The sequence below is a fragment of the Blautia sp. ZXY-1-B12 genome, assembly GCF_056339915.1.
Genome location: NZ_JBWJVP010000220.1, coordinates 1 through 16,648, shown reverse-complemented (window position 1 = coordinate 16,648; position 16,648 = coordinate 1). Strand labels below are relative to the sequence as shown.

16 protein-coding genes and 1 pseudogene are annotated in these 16,648 nt (G+C 42.7%); all 17 read right to left on the bottom strand.

What is annotated here, in order from left to right; translation table 11 throughout:
- Positions 1-125 precede the first annotated feature (125 nt).
- Positions 126-872 (bottom strand): HNH endonuclease, encoded by a 747-nt coding sequence (locus tag AC075L_RS14630; RefSeq protein WP_476387851.1) that lies wholly within the window; start codon positions 870-872, stop codon positions 126-128.
- On the bottom strand, positions 856-2,112 hold the full coding sequence (locus tag AC075L_RS14625; RefSeq protein ID WP_476387850.1) for an AAA family ATPase: 1,257 nt from the start codon (positions 2,110-2,112) through the stop codon (positions 856-858). Before AC075L_RS14625 ends, AC075L_RS14630 begins: the two co-directional genes overlap by 17 nt.
- A gap of 157 nt (positions 2,113-2,269) precedes the next feature.
- A complete protein-coding gene (locus AC075L_RS14620) occupies positions 2,270-2,668 on the bottom strand; it encodes an Ig-like domain-containing protein (RefSeq protein ID WP_476387849.1) in 399 nt (132 codons plus the stop codon).
- Between the two features lie 190 nt (positions 2,669-2,858).
- Positions 2,859-3,235 (bottom strand): annotated as a pseudogene (locus AC075L_RS14615) (metal-dependent transcriptional regulator).
- A 50-nt stretch (positions 3,236-3,285) separates the two neighbouring features.
- On the bottom strand, positions 3,286-5,034 hold the full coding sequence (locus AC075L_RS14610) for an ABC transporter ATP-binding protein (RefSeq protein ID WP_476387848.1): 1,749 nt from the start codon (positions 5,032-5,034) through the stop codon (positions 3,286-3,288).
- Positions 5,031-6,791, bottom strand: coding sequence for an ABC transporter ATP-binding protein (locus AC075L_RS14605; protein ID WP_476387847.1), 1,761 nt, complete (start codon positions 6,789-6,791; stop codon positions 5,031-5,033). The genes AC075L_RS14610 and AC075L_RS14605 overlap by 4 nt, the downstream gene beginning before the upstream one ends.
- Before the next feature lie 68 nt (positions 6,792-6,859).
- Positions 6,860-8,251, bottom strand: coding sequence for an ABC transporter substrate-binding protein (locus AC075L_RS14600; protein ID WP_476387846.1), 1,392 nt, complete (start codon positions 8,249-8,251; stop codon positions 6,860-6,862).
- A 34-nt stretch (positions 8,252-8,285) separates the two neighbouring features.
- The gene (locus AC075L_RS14595; RefSeq protein ID WP_476387845.1) at positions 8,286-8,495 is read right to left on the bottom strand and encodes a hypothetical protein; all 210 of its coding nucleotides are present in this window, start codon (positions 8,493-8,495) and stop codon (positions 8,286-8,288) included.
- A 148-nt stretch (positions 8,496-8,643) separates the two neighbouring features.
- Positions 8,644-9,225: an ATP-binding cassette domain-containing protein gene (locus AC075L_RS14590; RefSeq protein ID WP_476387844.1), complete on the bottom strand. Its 582-nt coding sequence runs from the start codon at positions 9,223-9,225 to the stop codon at positions 8,644-8,646.
- Positions 9,207-10,001, bottom strand: coding sequence for an ATP-binding cassette domain-containing protein (locus AC075L_RS14585; RefSeq protein WP_476387843.1), 795 nt, complete (start codon positions 9,999-10,001; stop codon positions 9,207-9,209). Before AC075L_RS14585 ends, AC075L_RS14590 begins: the two co-directional genes overlap by 19 nt.
- Entirely contained in the window at positions 10,001-10,792 is a 792-nt protein-coding gene (locus tag AC075L_RS14580) for an ABC transporter permease (RefSeq protein ID WP_476387842.1), read from the bottom strand. The genes AC075L_RS14585 and AC075L_RS14580 overlap by 1 nt, the downstream gene beginning before the upstream one ends.
- A complete protein-coding gene (locus tag AC075L_RS14575; protein ID WP_476387841.1) occupies positions 10,789-11,751 on the bottom strand; it encodes an ABC transporter permease in 963 nt (320 codons plus the stop codon). Before AC075L_RS14575 ends, AC075L_RS14580 begins: the two co-directional genes overlap by 4 nt.
- A gap of 126 nt (positions 11,752-11,877) precedes the next feature.
- Positions 11,878-12,840 carry a helix-turn-helix domain-containing protein gene (locus AC075L_RS14570; RefSeq protein WP_476387840.1) on the bottom strand — a complete coding sequence of 321 codons (963 nt, stop codon included), beginning with the start codon at positions 12,838-12,840 and terminating at the stop codon, positions 11,878-11,880.
- Entirely contained in the window at positions 12,840-14,588 is a 1,749-nt protein-coding gene (locus AC075L_RS14565; RefSeq protein WP_476387839.1) for a recombinase family protein, read from the bottom strand. The genes AC075L_RS14570 and AC075L_RS14565 overlap by 1 nt, the downstream gene beginning before the upstream one ends.
- 55 nt (positions 14,589-14,643) lie before the next feature.
- Entirely contained in the window at positions 14,644-14,805 is a 162-nt protein-coding gene (locus tag AC075L_RS14560) for a hypothetical protein (protein ID WP_004797315.1), read from the bottom strand.
- Between the two features lie 79 nt (positions 14,806-14,884).
- Positions 14,885-15,235: a type II toxin-antitoxin system PemK/MazF family toxin gene (locus AC075L_RS14555; protein ID WP_476387838.1), complete on the bottom strand. Its 351-nt coding sequence runs from the start codon at positions 15,233-15,235 to the stop codon at positions 14,885-14,887.
- Between the two features lie 498 nt (positions 15,236-15,733).
- Positions 15,734-16,147: a sigma factor-like helix-turn-helix DNA-binding protein gene (locus tag AC075L_RS14550; RefSeq protein ID WP_117500098.1), complete on the bottom strand. Its 414-nt coding sequence runs from the start codon at positions 16,145-16,147 to the stop codon at positions 15,734-15,736.
- Positions 16,148-16,648 lie beyond the last annotated feature (501 nt).

Below are 16,648 nucleotides of genomic sequence, written 5' to 3'. Positions count from 1 at the left end.
CGCAAACCCAACAACCTAGATAGGCGTTTTCGCATTTATCGTGAAACGCTTTCGCGTTTTTCGTGCGCCGCTTCATTAACACAAGATATTGTTGTAGTCAATTATGTATTTCTATATATGGCATCTCATACCATTTTCAATGAAATATCCTGTATTTCATTCTCCATTTCCTGCAAATTAGATGTCCATGCGCCTTCTGATACCAGAATCTGCTTGATACTTTTATATATATCATCATTCACCATATTCGTTGCCTTCACTGCTGCATAATCATTTCCAGCAGTACATTTTCCCATCAGCCTTTCAAATCTTGTTTTATACTTTTTCTGATAACCAACCTCTTGCAGATCTTCATAAATTTCTTCCATATGCTGATAGATATTTTCCCACTGTTCCATACGAATTCCCATTACCCGTACAATATCATTTAATCCAATTGCTGTTATCGTATTTTTTCCGATTTTTTCATCATCTATACCTACTAGTCGAAATGGATTTTTCTTTGCCAGACCTATATAATCTGCTGGTTTATCCATACAGGGGTTTACGAGCCGATCTTCATTATCATTTTTCTTTCTGTTACATCGCAAACAAGCCGGAAATAAATTTTCCCACTCTACCACTAATCCTTCATGCGACTTTTTAGGTAAGAAATGGTCAATCGTTACATCTTTCGATTCAATTCCCAAAGCACATTCACAATACGAACATTTTCCATGGCTCATTTCCAGCAGTGCTTCTTTTAATGGTTTTTTTATTTTAGGTGAATTCCAGACATCTTTTTCTTTATCCTTTTTATATAGTTCTGTGAGCTCTTCTTTTATTTCATCAGTAAGCTCTTTCGGGCATTCTCCTCTATTGAGTTTTATCATCTGGTTCAATCATCTCCATGTCTAACTTCATAATCTTTCTTTCCTGACTCTCAGGATGTGTCATTTCCAGCAGCTTTTTATATAGATTTTTTGCCAGTTCATAATCTTCCGCATCTACCGCATCTGAGAATTGTTTGATCAGCATATTATACAATGGAGTTTTTCGCTCAACCCCCATCATCTGTTCCTGTATATTTTCAATACTCCAGCCATTATAATTTCCCTGTTCGCCCGCATATTGCATTTTACTGATGTCATAGATTTCACTTGCTGCTAATGCCTGAATGATAAACGGGGAATGCGTTGAAATGATAAACTGACATTTAGGAAAAGTCCTTCTCAGATCTTCAACGATTGTTTTTTGCCACTTTGGATGAAGATGCAGATCCAATTCATCAATCAATATAACCGCTTCCTCTTCCAAAGGATTTACAGACTGCGGATTTGCAATCGCAAGTCGTTTTGCAATATCTGCCACTACTGAAAGAACTGCTTTATAGCCACCACTTAACTGGTCAATCTGCAGATCAATTCCTTCATTATTTGTCAGAAGCATTCTTGACGGATTTAACTCTATTCGTAAATTACTATAACCTGGAATCATCCTCTCCAATGCTGTCCTGACACAATCAAGTCGTGGATTTTTATAATCGGTGTTTTCCCTCAGTCCTCGTAATTCAATGTCTTCCTCTGTCTTAAACCAATCATAAAAATCCCTGAAATAATTAACATTGTCAAAGCAGTTCCGTAAAGAATCCATCACTTCAAAATTCTTGATATGTCCACGTCTTGGAACCTCTCTTATAATCCTGTCTGTTCCATAATAAAGAACTAATGGCAGATATCCAGCTGTAACACATTCTATATATTTTTGTTTTAATTTTTTCAAATCATTCCCATTTTGTCCTCTTACCTCAATTGCTTCATCATAAGGAAAAATGGAAGCTTTTCTCCTTTTATTGGTCCATGTATATTTTGCACCTTCAAGATCAATGCCAAGCGTTACCGCTACACTTGAAGTTCCTTCTTTAATATCCGTGTTACTTAAATCACATTGTTTCACAGCTTCTCCGTTTACTGCACGTAGTACGGGGACAAACGCTTTGGTAATAGACTCTAGAATTGTTGTTTTACCGCTCCCATTGTCTCCAATTAAAGCCACAAAATTTTTATTTGTGAAATCTAATGTTGCTGAACGCATATTTCTAAAATTTATTATCTCTAAAAAATCTATTTTCACTGTATCACCTTCTACATTCTATTATAATATCTGCATTATACCGCATAGGCCAGTTTACCCGCAACCGTTTTAATTATTATATCCTGCATTTTTATAATCATAGCAAGAAGCTGCCATTCCATGTATTCATGAAAGGCAGCTCCTGCTTAAATCATTTTTATTTAACTACTACTTTTACTTTTTTGCGGATCTTTCCAGATTTCACTGTGATATAGGCTGTTCCCTTTTTCTTTCCAGTGATCACACCACTGGAACTTACCGTTGTTTTCTGCACAGTAATAGAAATGACCTGTTTCTTGACGCTAGCCAGTGTAATGGTCACTTTGGCTTTTCCGGCTTTCAAGCCTTTCATCGTTCCCTTGCTGTTTACAGAAACTATTTTCTTATTGCTAGAAGTCCAGCTTTTAACGGAATCGCCCTTTGCAAATCCGGAAACTTTTATTTTTGAAGTAGACTGTTTTACTTTCAGCTTAATGCTAGTAGCCGTTACCTTGATCGTAGGTGTCAGTTTTTTGCTAGCGGTCCTCTTTTCCTTGCAGCCCTTGCTGATACACATCTGTACAGCCAGTGAAAATAACGTGCTTTATAAGTCGTCATTGGTTTATATAAATGCAAAGAAACGGTGACTTTGATTTCTCAAAACCGCCGTTTAGGGTAATAATTACATAGCGCATGAACCTGCCCCAATTAAGGGGAAAGAAAAAAATATTGTTGGGGCAGGTGATTTTGTACGCTCATTTTTTAAGTTATTCTTTTGTGACTGATTCCTTCAGCCGTTCATAGGTCTCTGCGCTAATATCGTGTTCGATCCGGCAGACATCAGCCTCCGCCGTTTCGGGATCAACGCCTATGGATATGAAGTGCTTTGTAAAAAAGCAATGGCGTTCGTAAATTTTTTCAGCCACATCCCGACCAAGTTCGGTCAAGTGTAGATAATATTTTTCGTCTGTTGTCAGAAAACCGCCATCCCGTAAAGTTCCTACCGCATAACACACACTGGGTTTTGAAACTTCCATGTATCGGGCAACATCCACGGAACGCACCATACCGAGTTTTTTTGAAGTATAAGCACGGATTCTAAGTAATCTTCACCGGATGTGGTAGTATGTTGTTTGTTCTTCATTTCTTTCTCCCATGCCATTCGTACCAGCAAAGAAAACGCATTGTTTCTTTTTATTGCTGTGTCTTACTGCTGGATATTTTCCAATTAACTGCTTTTTCTCTAATATTTACGAAATCGGCATAAATTCCAGGCTGTGTCATCAACTCTCGATGTGTACCGCGTTGGGCAATTCCGCCATTCGCAATAACAACAATCTGCTGTGCATTTCGGACCGTTTTCAACCGATGAGCAATAATAATAACCGTTTTATCCTCTGTCAGCTTCTCAATGGCCTGCTGGAATTCTGCCTCGTTTTCCGGGTCTACACTGCTTGTTGCTTCATCCAGAATTATGATAGGGGTATCCTTCAAGATAGCCCGCGCAATCGAAATACGTTGCTTTTCGCCGCCAGATAAAGTAGCACCACTCTCGCCAATGACAGTATCATAACCGCTTGGCAGTGCCATGATAAAATCATGGCAACACGCACTCTTTGCTGCTCGGACAACTTCTTCATGAGTGGCATCCGGTTTACCAAACTTGATATTGTTCTCGATGCTATCTGCAAAGAGAAAAACATTCTGAAAGACCATGCTGATATTAGAGAGCAAGCTATCCAGCTTATATTCCCGTATGTCAGTGCCGCCCAGTTTAATGCACCCTTCATCTACATCCCAAAAACGAGTAATCAAGCTGCACAATGTCGTTTTACCAGAGCCAGATGGACCGACTATCGCCGTAGTGTTTTTGGCCGGGATCGTCAGATTGACATGGTTCAAAATTCGGTGATCGCCATAAGAAAAGCCAACATTCTGCAATTCAATCGTGGTATCTTTCGGAGCAATATCTTTGCCGGACAAATCCATTACTGGAGTATCGTCAATAGCGTTCACCTTGTCGATGGAACTTTCTATTAACCGAAGGGCAAAGGACTTTCCCCCCGCCGCCTCCAGTTCACTGAAAATCAAGAAAGAGGCAACACACATCAGCAAGCAGTACACCAACGTCATGCTACCTTGCAAATAGAACAGGATAGAGCAAAACATGATTGCCACACTCGCCAATCGCAAAACAAACAGCTGTACCATTCCGTAAGGTCCGAAAACAGTTTCCAGTTTGGTATTGCGTGCGCGGCTTTCCTCAATGGCCTGTTTCATTTTCTGGTTCGATTTGCCACCGAGATTGAAAGACTTTACAATGCCCATACCCTGGATATATTCCAGTGTTGCGCCTACCAAATCCTCCTGTGCCGCCTGCCGTTTAGGAGATACTTCCTGTGATTTCTTTTGAAGTACGGAGTTACAGAGCAAAAACAGCGCAATCCCCAAACAAGACAGCAGACCAATCCTCCAGTCGAAGAAAAACATCACAATGGTAATGACCGTTACATGGATAAAACCGTGAATCACTGTAATCAGAACTGATGGCGCATTATTCTCTACATCGCTGATTGTTGTGGTGACGGTAGAGGTCAGATTCCCCAAACTATGACTGTTAAAGTAGCCCATCGGCATATACTTCATCCTGTCGCCTATATGGATGCGCTTATCCGCGCACATAAAATAGCCAACTCTTGTTTGAGAAAAGTCTGAAATATAACTACAAACGATTTTTCCAATCACTCCTGCCAAAAGAAGCAGAAACGCGAACAAAATATCCCGCCCTTTGATTCCTTCCACCAATCCGTTGAGGATCAGAAAAAGAGCGCCGATCTGAAACATATCCAAGATTGAGTGCAGCAAGCTGAACACCACTGACTTTTTCAAAACCCCTTTCCAGCAGCCAGAAAAAGCATATATTTTCTTTAAGGCAGTAATCATGCTGTTGCACCTCCTTCATCGCGGCTCCCAATATGGGCCTGCCACATTTCTTTATAGAGCGGGCATTTTTTCAGAAGTTCCTCATGCGTGCCGGTTGCCTCGATTCGCCCTTGATTCACCACCACAAGCTGATCCGCACCTGTCACCGTATAGAGTCGATGCGCGACCATAATCAGCGTTTTGCCCTGTACCAATTTAGAAATAGCTTCTTGAATCAGGCTTTCATTTTCAGGGTCAAGGTAGGCTGTTGCCTCGTCGAAGATAATAATAGGAGCATCTTTCAACATAGCTCTGGCGATGGCAATTCGCTGTCGTTCACCACCCGATAAGTGGCCGCCTGCACCGCCCACAATTGTGTCATACCCATGCTCCAGGTCCATGATGAAGTCATGGCAGCCACACTTTCGGGCGACATCTTCCACTTCTTGATCGGTAGCCAACAACCTCCCCATACGAATGTTTTCACGGATACTTTCATCAAAGAGGTAATTATCCTGCGATACATAAGACACATACGAGGAAAGCTGCGACAGGGGAATCTTTTTCAAATCCACTCTGCCAAGAGAAATAGTGCCGGATGTTGCCTCCCAAAAACCGGTAATCAATTTAGTAATCGTTGATTTGCCTGAACCGGAAGGCCCAACTAAAGCCGTCATTGTTCCAGGCTGTATTGTCAAATTGATATGATCCAATATCGGCTTCGGGTCTTTCGGGTTATAAGAAAAGGAAACATCCTGGAACTGAATAGACAGATTGTGAATATCAGCATCATGGTTCGGCCGCACCATTTCCGGTGCATCCAGCAGATTTCCCACTTCTCCGACAATCGTGCCAAGCTGTGAAATATTGTCAGTAAATTTAATCGCTCCCAAAATCGGACCGACAATACCTAAGGACAAAATCATAATAGTCAGGAAGGTTGGGGCAGACAAGGTTCCATGTTGATACAGAGCTGCACCAATAGGAAGAACCGCCAACCAAACACTGGGCCAGATAGTATTGCTCATAGACATAAATAATTGTGTGTCTTTCATCCAGTCAACTGCGTAGCGAGCATTGTTATTGACTGCATCGGAATACTTCTGATAAGAGTTAGCCGACTGATTGAATGCCTTGATAACCTCAATACCGCCCACATACTCGATAATAGTGGAGTTCATTTTTTGAACCCGTTTCATCAGCCCAGAAAACCGTTCGCTATACCCTCGCGACATTCCCATGTAGCATAGAAAGCCAATAGGCAGAGTCACAAGAGAAGCCAATGCTATGCGCCAGTCTAAAACAAACAGGTACACAATAATACACAGCGGGACGAACAGATTTGATGTCATTTCCGGTACCAGATGTGCGAGGATTGGCTCCATACTCTCTACCCGATCAACGATAACATCCTTTAACCGGCCAGAGGACTGATCCATAATATACCCCATTGGTACCCGTGAGAGTTTGTCAGCAATTTTAATGCGAACTTCTTTCAAAGTCTGGAATGTCGCTGTATGAGATACGGTTGTTGAAAGAGTAGAAAAAAGCAATTTCAGTGTTAAGCCGAGTAATATTAAACCGCACCACAGCGCATAAGTATTTAGGGCAGTCACTCCATCAATCAGGCAGAGCATGATATAAGCAATAGCGAAATATGGGATCATCCCACAGGCCACGCCCAAGATAGCCAATATGATAGAGAGCGCATAGGCTCTCCGGTGTGTGCCAGCCAGCTCCCATAACCGCTTGACTGGCGATGGTGTTTGTTTCATCATCTCTCACCTCCATAAAAGCAATACGGGGCAGCCGGTACCTCCCGACCACCCCGCATCGTCAAGCTGTGTTATTCTGCCGGAGTGATTTGTGTCACATCCAGGAAAGCATAATCCGAAGCAAAGTTATAATCTGCGATCTTGTCCGTGTTGTAGACAATCATATCCATCTGATGGGTCAAAGGAACATCCAATACCTGATCGAGATCGGTATTGATGAGCAGTTCAAACAGTTCCTTCAACCGGGCATCATCGTTGCAGGTCTTAAACTCGCTCAATGCGGAAATAAACTCATCAGAATTATCTAACAGTGGGATGGAAACATCCTCTGGCATCTGAGCCATCATTGCAGAGAACCAGCATTGTGGCATTGCGTAATTGAAGAAACCAGCAGTCATTGCGGTAATATCCCATCCTGTAGGTTCCATGTAACTTGCATACCACTCCATCTTTTCCATGCTCTTAATCTCTACTTCAATGCCAACTTCTGCAAGTTCGCTCTGGAACAACGTGGCAATGGAACCGATGGTACTGTCGTCAGTAGGGCAGGTAAAGACCACATGAAGCGGTGTTCCATCCTTTTCCCGGATGCCAGTGGACTGATTCATGACCCATCCTGCCTCATCAAGAAGCTGATTAGCACGATCCACGTTATAGGTGTAATCCTCTGTACCGCAAATATCTGAGTAAGGCGTACCATCAGGAACAATCGTATTCGCCACAGGTTCATAGCCATAGGTCAGGCCTTCAGAAATCGCCTCTTTGTCGATAGCATATGCCAAAGCTTGTCGTACACTCAGATCAGACAGATTCCCATTGAAATTCAGAATGATATTACGAACCGTGGAACCAGAAGGAGCAAATTTCCCCTCAATTCCATCAATAGCAGTTGCCTGGTTAAAGTCCTCATAGCTCAATTCGGCGGAGCCATAGATTAAGTCAATTTCACCAGTTTTCAATGCCTGTACACGGGAGGCGTTATCCGGAATATACTTTGCAACCATCTTGTCGTAATAGGGCTGCTCACCCCAATAATTCTCATTACGAACAAAAGTGGTGTACTGTCCTGCTACATACTCGTCATAGATATAGGGTCCAGTACCAGCATATCCGTTGACTGTCTGGAAGTCACCCTGCGTAATCTGTTTAGGAGAAATCATAGTGCATACATCCGGCCAGCAAAAATCGTTGATGTATGCAAAGTACGGTGTATCATAGGTCAAACGGATGGTGTATTCATCCACCGCCTCAATATTGGTATAATTGACAACACCAGGCAGCGCTGTAAAAGACGGATTGATATGCCATGCCTCAATATTGGCAATCGCTGCCTCTGCGTTAAAAGGTTCTCCGTCATGGAAGGTTACACCTTGCCGCAAGTAAAAGGTAAGCTGCTTACCATCCTCGCTCATTTCCCAATCTTCCGCCAGCACCGGCTGAATTTCCCTATCCACATATTTCACCAGGCCCTCATAGAGCAGCTTCTGAGTAGGGCGGTTATCCGCAATCATATAGAGGGGCGGAAGGGGTTGTTGTTTCGCCAATCGTGGCGATGTTTAAGACCTTTTCACTCGTTTCTGTTCCGCTTGCAGCATAAGCGGTGTCGCTGTTAGCAAGCATCCCCATACACATAACAGCGGCAAGAGCGAGGCCTAAAACGCGTTTGGTTCGTTTCATCTTGGTTCGTTTCATCTTGGTTCGTTTCATCTTGGTTTGTTCCTTTCTGTGATTTTATATTTATCGAACGGCTTTTTTAGTAATTTTGCCGTGTTCGATCTCATAAATAATCTCGCAAAGCCGCGAGGCGATTTGCAGGTCATGAGTAATGACTAAATAGGCACAGTCATGTTCCTGCTCATATTTCTCCAAAAGTTGAAGAACCGCTCTCTGTTGAAATCAAGTCAAGACCTGCGGTTACTTCATCCAGAATTAGAAATTCCGGTGATATAGATAGGGAGCGCAGTAACGCAAGCCGCCGCTGTTCCCCGCCAGACAGTCTTCGAACCGGAGTATCAAATAAGCTTTGAGATAAACCTGTTTGTTCCATCAATTCAGCAATACGTTTTTTCCGCTGTGATGAGGAAAAATCCGTCAGGTTTACAAGGACTTCCTCTACATTTTGGGATGTACTCCATGATGGATTTAGGGTTCCACCAGCATCCTGGAATACCGCTTGAATCTTGCCACGATACTTTCTCCATTCTCGCAAGCTCCATTTTGTGGCATCTACGCCATTGATAAGGATACGTCCTTCAGAGGGGCGTTCCAATCCAATCATCAATCGAGCTAAGGTGCTTTTTCCGCTGCCGCTTTCTCCCATAATGGCGATGCTATGACCCTGCTCCCATATCAGAGAGGCGTGATCCAATGCACAGAATGTCTCCCCCTGCGTGTCATAGTAAATTCTGGTGAGGTTATCTAATTCAATGCGGTCCATTTCCAGTTCACCTCCTCTCGGTTGCAAGCAGCTTCGGCAAAGCGCTTAGTCCATGGCTGTTGCGGGTGAATGAATAACTGCTCAGTTGCCTGCGTTTCAATAATTTTGCCATGTTCCATCACATGCGTGATAGGGCATAGGGCTTTCATTGCCTCAGTATCATGAGAAATGAACAAAATAGCTGCTGTTTTTTGATATTTTCTCAGTAACTCCAGCAGCAAATCCCGATTTGCTTCATCAAGGGCACTGGTCGGCTCGTCTGCAAGAATATATTTAGGCTTCGTCCCCAAAATCAGCGCCATAGCAATCCGCTGGAGCATACCACCGGATAACTCTCCAGGGTATGCACTCAGCACTCGCTTGGTATCAGTCAGATTAACCTGTCGCAACACATTTTCGGCAAGTGCATAGGCCTGCTTTTTGTCCAAACCAGTGTGTATACGGAGCGTTTCAATAATCTGGCGTTCCATCTTTGCGTGTGGAAAAAACGCTGTCATTGGGTTTTGTGGAATAAATCCAATCGTCTTCCCGCAGAGTGCTCGGCACTCCTTCGCGCCATGTATCAGCAAATTATCTCCATCCAGGAGAATTTGCCCCTGTGTGATCTCCAGATCACCACTGTTCATACCCATAATGGATTTAATCAAAGTTGTTTTTCCAGAGCCACTGGCCCCAGTCAGTCCAATACAACTCCCTTCATCAATAGATAATGAGACATCGGTTAAAATCGGTGTGTCATTTTTTACTCTCACAGTCAGATTTTTAATCTCAAGCATCAGGCACCCTCCTTTTCCAAAAGCCGCCCTAAGTAGTTGAAACAGAGGGAGCTGATAAAAATAAAAAAGATCGGGTAAAAGAGCAACTGCGGATGAGTTCCAGCCAATGCCCTCGCATCGGAAAGCATAACGCCCCAATCAATTACATCATCACCCAGAGAAAGACCGATGAATGAAAAACCAGAAATCGCAATAATCATTTCCGCACAGGAAAGGCAAATAAATTGCACAACGTCACGGATAATATTGGGAAGGATATGTATCAGCATAATTCGCATTTTGCTTGCACCGCAGGCAATCGCGCACATGATGTATGCTTTGTCGTACTCACCCTCAATCAAAGTTTTAACCAACTTAATCATCCGAAGAACCAGCGATGCCGTCAGTGCCACTAACATGGTGGGGATACTATTCCCCCAAATACCAATAAAGATAATCAGATAAGCCACAGGCGGAATCGCTGTAACTGCGTTCAAAATACTTTCTGCAAGAATATTTCTGCGGCGTCCCGTCTTTGCCAGCAAGATGCCGAAGAAGATACCTAGCAAAATGACAATAGCTGATCCGACCAACACAATGCCTAAAGTTATTTTCCCGCCTTCGAGAATGCGTGAAAACTCACAACGGCCAAAATCGTCTGTACCAAACGGATATTCTGCGCTACTGGATAGATATTTCCCCCGAATATTTGTGGTCGTCGGATCGTGGGGTGCAAAGAACGATCCGAACAAGAAAAATAGCAATATTACAATCGGGATTGAATACGAGAGAATATGTTTTGTCCGGCTCATAGTCTGGCCCCCTCTCTCGCAGAAGCATCCCGTTGCAAAATCCGCCGTAATATATCCGAAAGGATATTGAACATTACCAGCGAAAATGCAAGAAACAGAATTGTTGCGTGGATAACTGGTGAATCCCGATACAACACGCTGTCGATAATCAAATAACCAAGCCCTGGTAATGAGAACACGCGCTCTACAATCGCAGAGCCGGCCATACAAAGTCCGAGCATCTGACAGAAATTGGGGAGAAGTGTTACTACTGCGCTGGGGAGTGCATAGCGGAACAGAATCTTCCCCTCAGATAAGCCACGACAACGAGCATAAAAAGCACTATCCTGTTCCATCTCTTTTTTGATATTGTTTGCCAACATAGGAGAAAACAATGCAATACATCCGATTGCGATACAGACTGCTGCGGGGAAATAGCGTATAAATCCTGTATTTCCCACTACCGATGTTACACCGAGTTTAACAGCAAAGATGTCAATATAGGTACTAGCAAAGAAAAACGAAGGAATAGAAACTCCGGCTATGCACAAAAAAATCAATGCACGACCAATTATTCGCTTTCTCGTCAAATAACAAAGGCATCCTATCAGCAAAATAAAAATGGCTTGAATAATAGCCGAAATTATAACGATTGTCACAGTTATACCAATGGCTGTTGTAACCTTTTCAAATACTGATTGGCCACTTACAAAAGATTTACCGAAGTCTAAATGAAATGCATCTCGAACCCATTTCACATACTGCACAGGCAAGGAATCATTAAGCCCCATTTTTTCTCGCAGAGCTTCCATTTGTTCATCCGTAAAACTAAATGCGGCCATAGAGCGCCTGGCATACGCTTCTGCTGGATCAATGGGTGAGAGACGAACAAGTAAAAACGAAAGAATAGTTACAATTAAAAGAGAAATTACCAATTCTCCCAGTTTATTTATAATAAAATGTCTCGTTGCTTTGCTCATTACCAAATTCCTCCTTTCGTAAATAAATAAGCGGTGTGGTTAGAGTTATCTAACCACACCGCCCATAATACAGTATTTTCCGAAAGGAAACCACTCCAAGAAGTCAAAACCTATCCAAAAAGCCAATTACTTTTTAGCGTTGCGATACTCTCTCGGAGACATCCCAATAATAGACCTGAAAGCAGATGAAAATTTATTTGGATTTGAATAACCTATTTTTCCTGCAATTTCAGATATAGATAATTGAGTTGTAAGTAATAGCTGTGCCGCCATTTGAATTTTGTATTCCTTTTGAAAAGCATATATAGGTTTTCCATAGATTGCTTTAAAGCAATCTTTCATTGTTGTCAAACTTAATCCATAACAAGCTGCCCATTCAGCCAATGAATATCTTGTATCTAAAGAATCCATCAGTTCTTGCTTCAATTCTTTTATTTTTCGGATTGTACTGCCTGGATAATAAACGGACACTTCTAAATTCTCTTGCGGAAGTATTTCAGACAATAGAAAGAAAATCTCTAATGCCTTTAATCGTAAGTAACCTAATCGTTTTTTGTTTTTTTCCTCACAAACTTCTTGAAATACATGATTCAATTCAGGAGGAGCTTTTACAACTGTGCAGCAGCGATCCGTACAAAATCTCGAGGTCAATTCAGATAAATCAATAGAAATTCCTTCTACAATATCCTTGAATTGACTTCCGGTAACACTCATATCTACAATCAAAGCTACACCATCGTACAATCCAGTAGGAAATGTAGGAGGTTCTCTATGAGGACTAAGGACACTAATTGCAATATCACCTTCCCCCAGATATGTAAAGTAATCCCGCTTATATTCACATTCATACCTTCCTGCGCTGCAATATGCAATTTCTAAAATATGAGGCATTGCTTTGTTTCTTGAAAAACAAGAAAACGCCTGAAAGGATGTATATGATAAATCTATTCCAGGAAATAAATGAATACATTGCATGGTTCCATTGGGCGTATCGCATTCAATTTGATATTTTGTCCCATTATTACTCTTTTCGAGAATATGCGCCCCTGTGCTGAACAATGCAGGGTCGATCTCATTTCGCTCTTTCATTAAATCACCTCCCGGATTACTAAGACTATGATGAAGTTATCAAAGACTAACCAAAGTATATAATACTTGTTTCTCAAAGTCAATTTATCGTGCAGAGTAATCCACTCAACGGTATTCCCTTTGTCCCACAAAAGCTCCGTAACTTCCCCGCCATCCTTGAACACCGGAAAATTCAGACCAATCCGCTTTAGCGGATATTCAGACTCGTCATTCCTGTAAATTTCAATTTCCTTAATCAAGGCTGTGACCACATTTCTCTTTTCTTCGTCATTTATTATATTATAAACGCAGTCGAAATTCACCATGATTTTGTAAATATTCTCAAGAGTAATTGCCTGCTGCTTAATTGCATCTCGCCGAAGTCTGGCATCTTCGATTTTTTCCTCCAGCTCAACAATGACATCATATAGGGAATCTAACCGCAAGGTCATATCATGGAGCTTTCGTTCCCGGTATTTTGCATCAGCAGGGAGACTGTCAATTTCCCGTTCCAATCTTGTTTTATTCAGATCAACTTCCTTCAGCTTTGCCTGATAACCCTCCAGTTCCTTATCCACTGATTTCGTGTCAATCTGAACGCCAATCCGTTTTTTAATGGCCTGGGCATATTCCTCATTCCTTACGATCTCACGAATTGCCTCAATGACCATCGGTTCAATATCGGTCTTTTTCAGCATTGCCTTATATTCACAATGCTTACCCCGGACCATCCTATTCCGACTACATACATAATAGTAAATTTCTTTGTAAGTGCCATCTTTATTTGTCCATGCGTGTTTATTCGTATACATGGGGCTTCCACAAACCGGGCATTTCAGCAGACCGGATAACAAATGAACTCGATCCCGCCCAATTTTTGACGGTTGCTTTACTCCGGTTCTAAGACGCTTGGCATGAGCCTTTTCCCATACCTCCTCACTAACGATTCCTTTATGCTGTCCCTCTGTCAGAATGTAATCGTCATTTCTTTTCATCTGGTAATCGTTTTTTGTGCCTTTGACTTTTTCCTTCGTTCTCCGTCCATAAGCAATTTTACCGCAATAAACCGGGTTATCCAATATCAGTTTAATAAAATGTCCTGTCCAATCCTCTAATGTGCCATTCTGCCTCGGAATTTTCCGTATACCTTGTAAGTTCAACTGATTCGCAATACCACCCAAACCGATTTCCGATGAAGTATATAATTCAAAAATCTTCCGTATTGCCACAGCCTCTGTTTCTTCAATCATCAGCTTGTTATCTTCCAGTGTATATCCGTAGGGAGCAAAGCCACCATTCCATCCACCTTGCCGTGCCTTTTCGCGCCGCCCGTTCATCGTCTGCTCGATAATATTCTCACGCTCAATTTCAGCCACAGCAGATAGTACAGAAATCAAAAGTTTTCCGCTTGTCTGAGAGGAATCAATCCCTTCTTCTATGCAAATCAGATTTACACCATAAGATTGAACCAGCTCCAAAGAGTTAAGTATATCTGCTGCATTACGGCCAAACCGTGACAGCTTATACACTAAAATATAGTCAATGTCCAAGCCATCCTCAATATCTCTGAGCATTTTTTGAAAGGCAGGCCGTCCCTCAATGGATTTACCGGATTTACCGGCATCTTCATAAGTATCAACAACGATCATTTCCTCACGATCCGCAAATCGTGTCAGCATATTTTTTTGACCTTCCAGGCTGTATCCGTCCACTTGCATCTCTGTGCTGACCCTCGGATACAAAACACAGCGTTTTCCATATCGGTTCATAATTCATACCTCCAAAATTTACTTTTGGAAAATATCCTATGTAAAGCTGCGATTCTCACGCAGCTCCGTCAACCTCGCCCAGCACTCTCATACCATATTTCTCGATGATATGTGCCAGCGAAGTGATAAACGCTTCAAATTTTTGTTCCGCCAGAAGTTCTTCTGATCGGATTTCATCTGAAGGAATCAATGCGCTTTTATTCTGGATATTCTCCATTCAGAATCACCTCCGCAATTCCTAACGAAATTATAACTCTACTTGCACAGCCTGAAAATGATACGACCTTTCGGCACTTTTATGTAATCCCCAGACTGCACAAGAGCGTCTTGTTTATGTTTTCCATGTCATCCTTGTTTAGATGACCAATATAGTTTTTTAACCTCGACTTGTCGATTGTTCTGATCTGTTCCAGCATAACAACAGATGGTTTCATCAAACCGCATCTGTCGTTTAAGTGGTAATGCGTGGGGAACTTTCTGCTTTTTTTACTTACACTGGTAATTGCTGCAATAATAATCGTAGGACTGAAACAATTTCCCACATTGTTTTGAAGAATGAGTACAGGACGAGAGCCACTTTGTTCGGAGCCAATACCAGGACTGAAATCAGCCGAATATATGTCACCTCGATGGAATTTTTCAAACATCACTCTCGCCTCCTTAATATCTTAATACTTAAACAGCCGCACCAGTCTGAAAAAAATCTTCGGATAAAAACCTGGTGCGGCTACTGTTATTCTGTTCGGATTACTCGTCATATTTGCCACGCCCCCTGACGCTGGGAACATAGCAGGTCTCCGCTGGCGCGGTTGTCATAACTCCGCAGCGTCGTTTTACTCGTGCGCCGCAGGGTTCCCCCCAAGTCTTTAGGAGGCCGTGAGGAAGTATCTTTAAGCCCCCGTGCAGTCCTCGCGCCGAATCTGCCACCATCCGTTTTGTGGAATCGTAGATCGCTCCAAAGCAGCTTTGTTCATCACCTCCCTGACTGCTCTATCTTCGCGGCGTTCCACACTCGCTCGTACACGGGTTATGTACCTGTTATGCTGTCTATGAAATTGTCAAAGTGCTGTTGAAGAGGGAAAACGTGTCCTTCTTATTAACTCTGACAAAAAGAGCAAAAAACGAGCGCACCAAACGAAACTTTTTCAAAAATACTTTGCCAGCTGCTTCAGACCACGCCGGATGCTGTCACGGACACGGCTTGGGTCTACATCCTCCGCTACTGCTATCTCGCTCACACGCATACCCAGGTAATACCGAGCATAGATCCGCTTGGCCTGCTTCTCCGGCAGAGCCATCACTGCGGCGTAGAGCTGCTCCCGCAGCTGCTTTTCCTCCAGGAGCATTTCCGGCGTCTGGGGCTTCATCAGGATCGCATTTTCAATGCCGTTATCACAGTCCAGGGAGTAATGCGCTTTATAGCGATACATCCTCCGGTCATAAGCAGCTTCTGCACGCTCAGCGGCACGGATCGTCTCCAGCACATCTTCTGTTACTTCTACAAAGTGATCGTTTTTATAAACATCGGGATATAAGTCCCTAAGATTGACTTTCTTCATTATGTACCTCCATTTCGATTCACGGGCGGTTGACGAGTGAATCGAAAGGAGGCGGGGATCGACAGCGACATACTTCGCACGCCTTCCCGAAAAATCGACAGCAAAAAACGCCAACTCCCCATAACGGGAAATCGGCGCAACAAAAATACCTACTATTCTGCTGATTTAGATGGAACGATAATACTGATAGATAGTCATACTCCCCCGGAGGAGGGGCAAGACTTTTTTTAGCTGGTGTAACTCATGGCTATTGTGAATGACAAAAATTGACATGGCGGCATCCTCCTATGTGCCGCCGTACAGATTGCAGGGTGTAGGGTCGTCGTTCATTTTAGATAGACGAAAGGAAACGGCGGCTCTGATTTTTTCAAAGCCACCGTTGCAAAGTGCATAACAATATAGTCGCTGTACGATGGCTTTTTTTCTTTTGCCATCGTGCGGCAACTTTTTCACTTTTCTTTTATTTTAACAGGCAATCCTCACAGAAATGTCACGGGCATA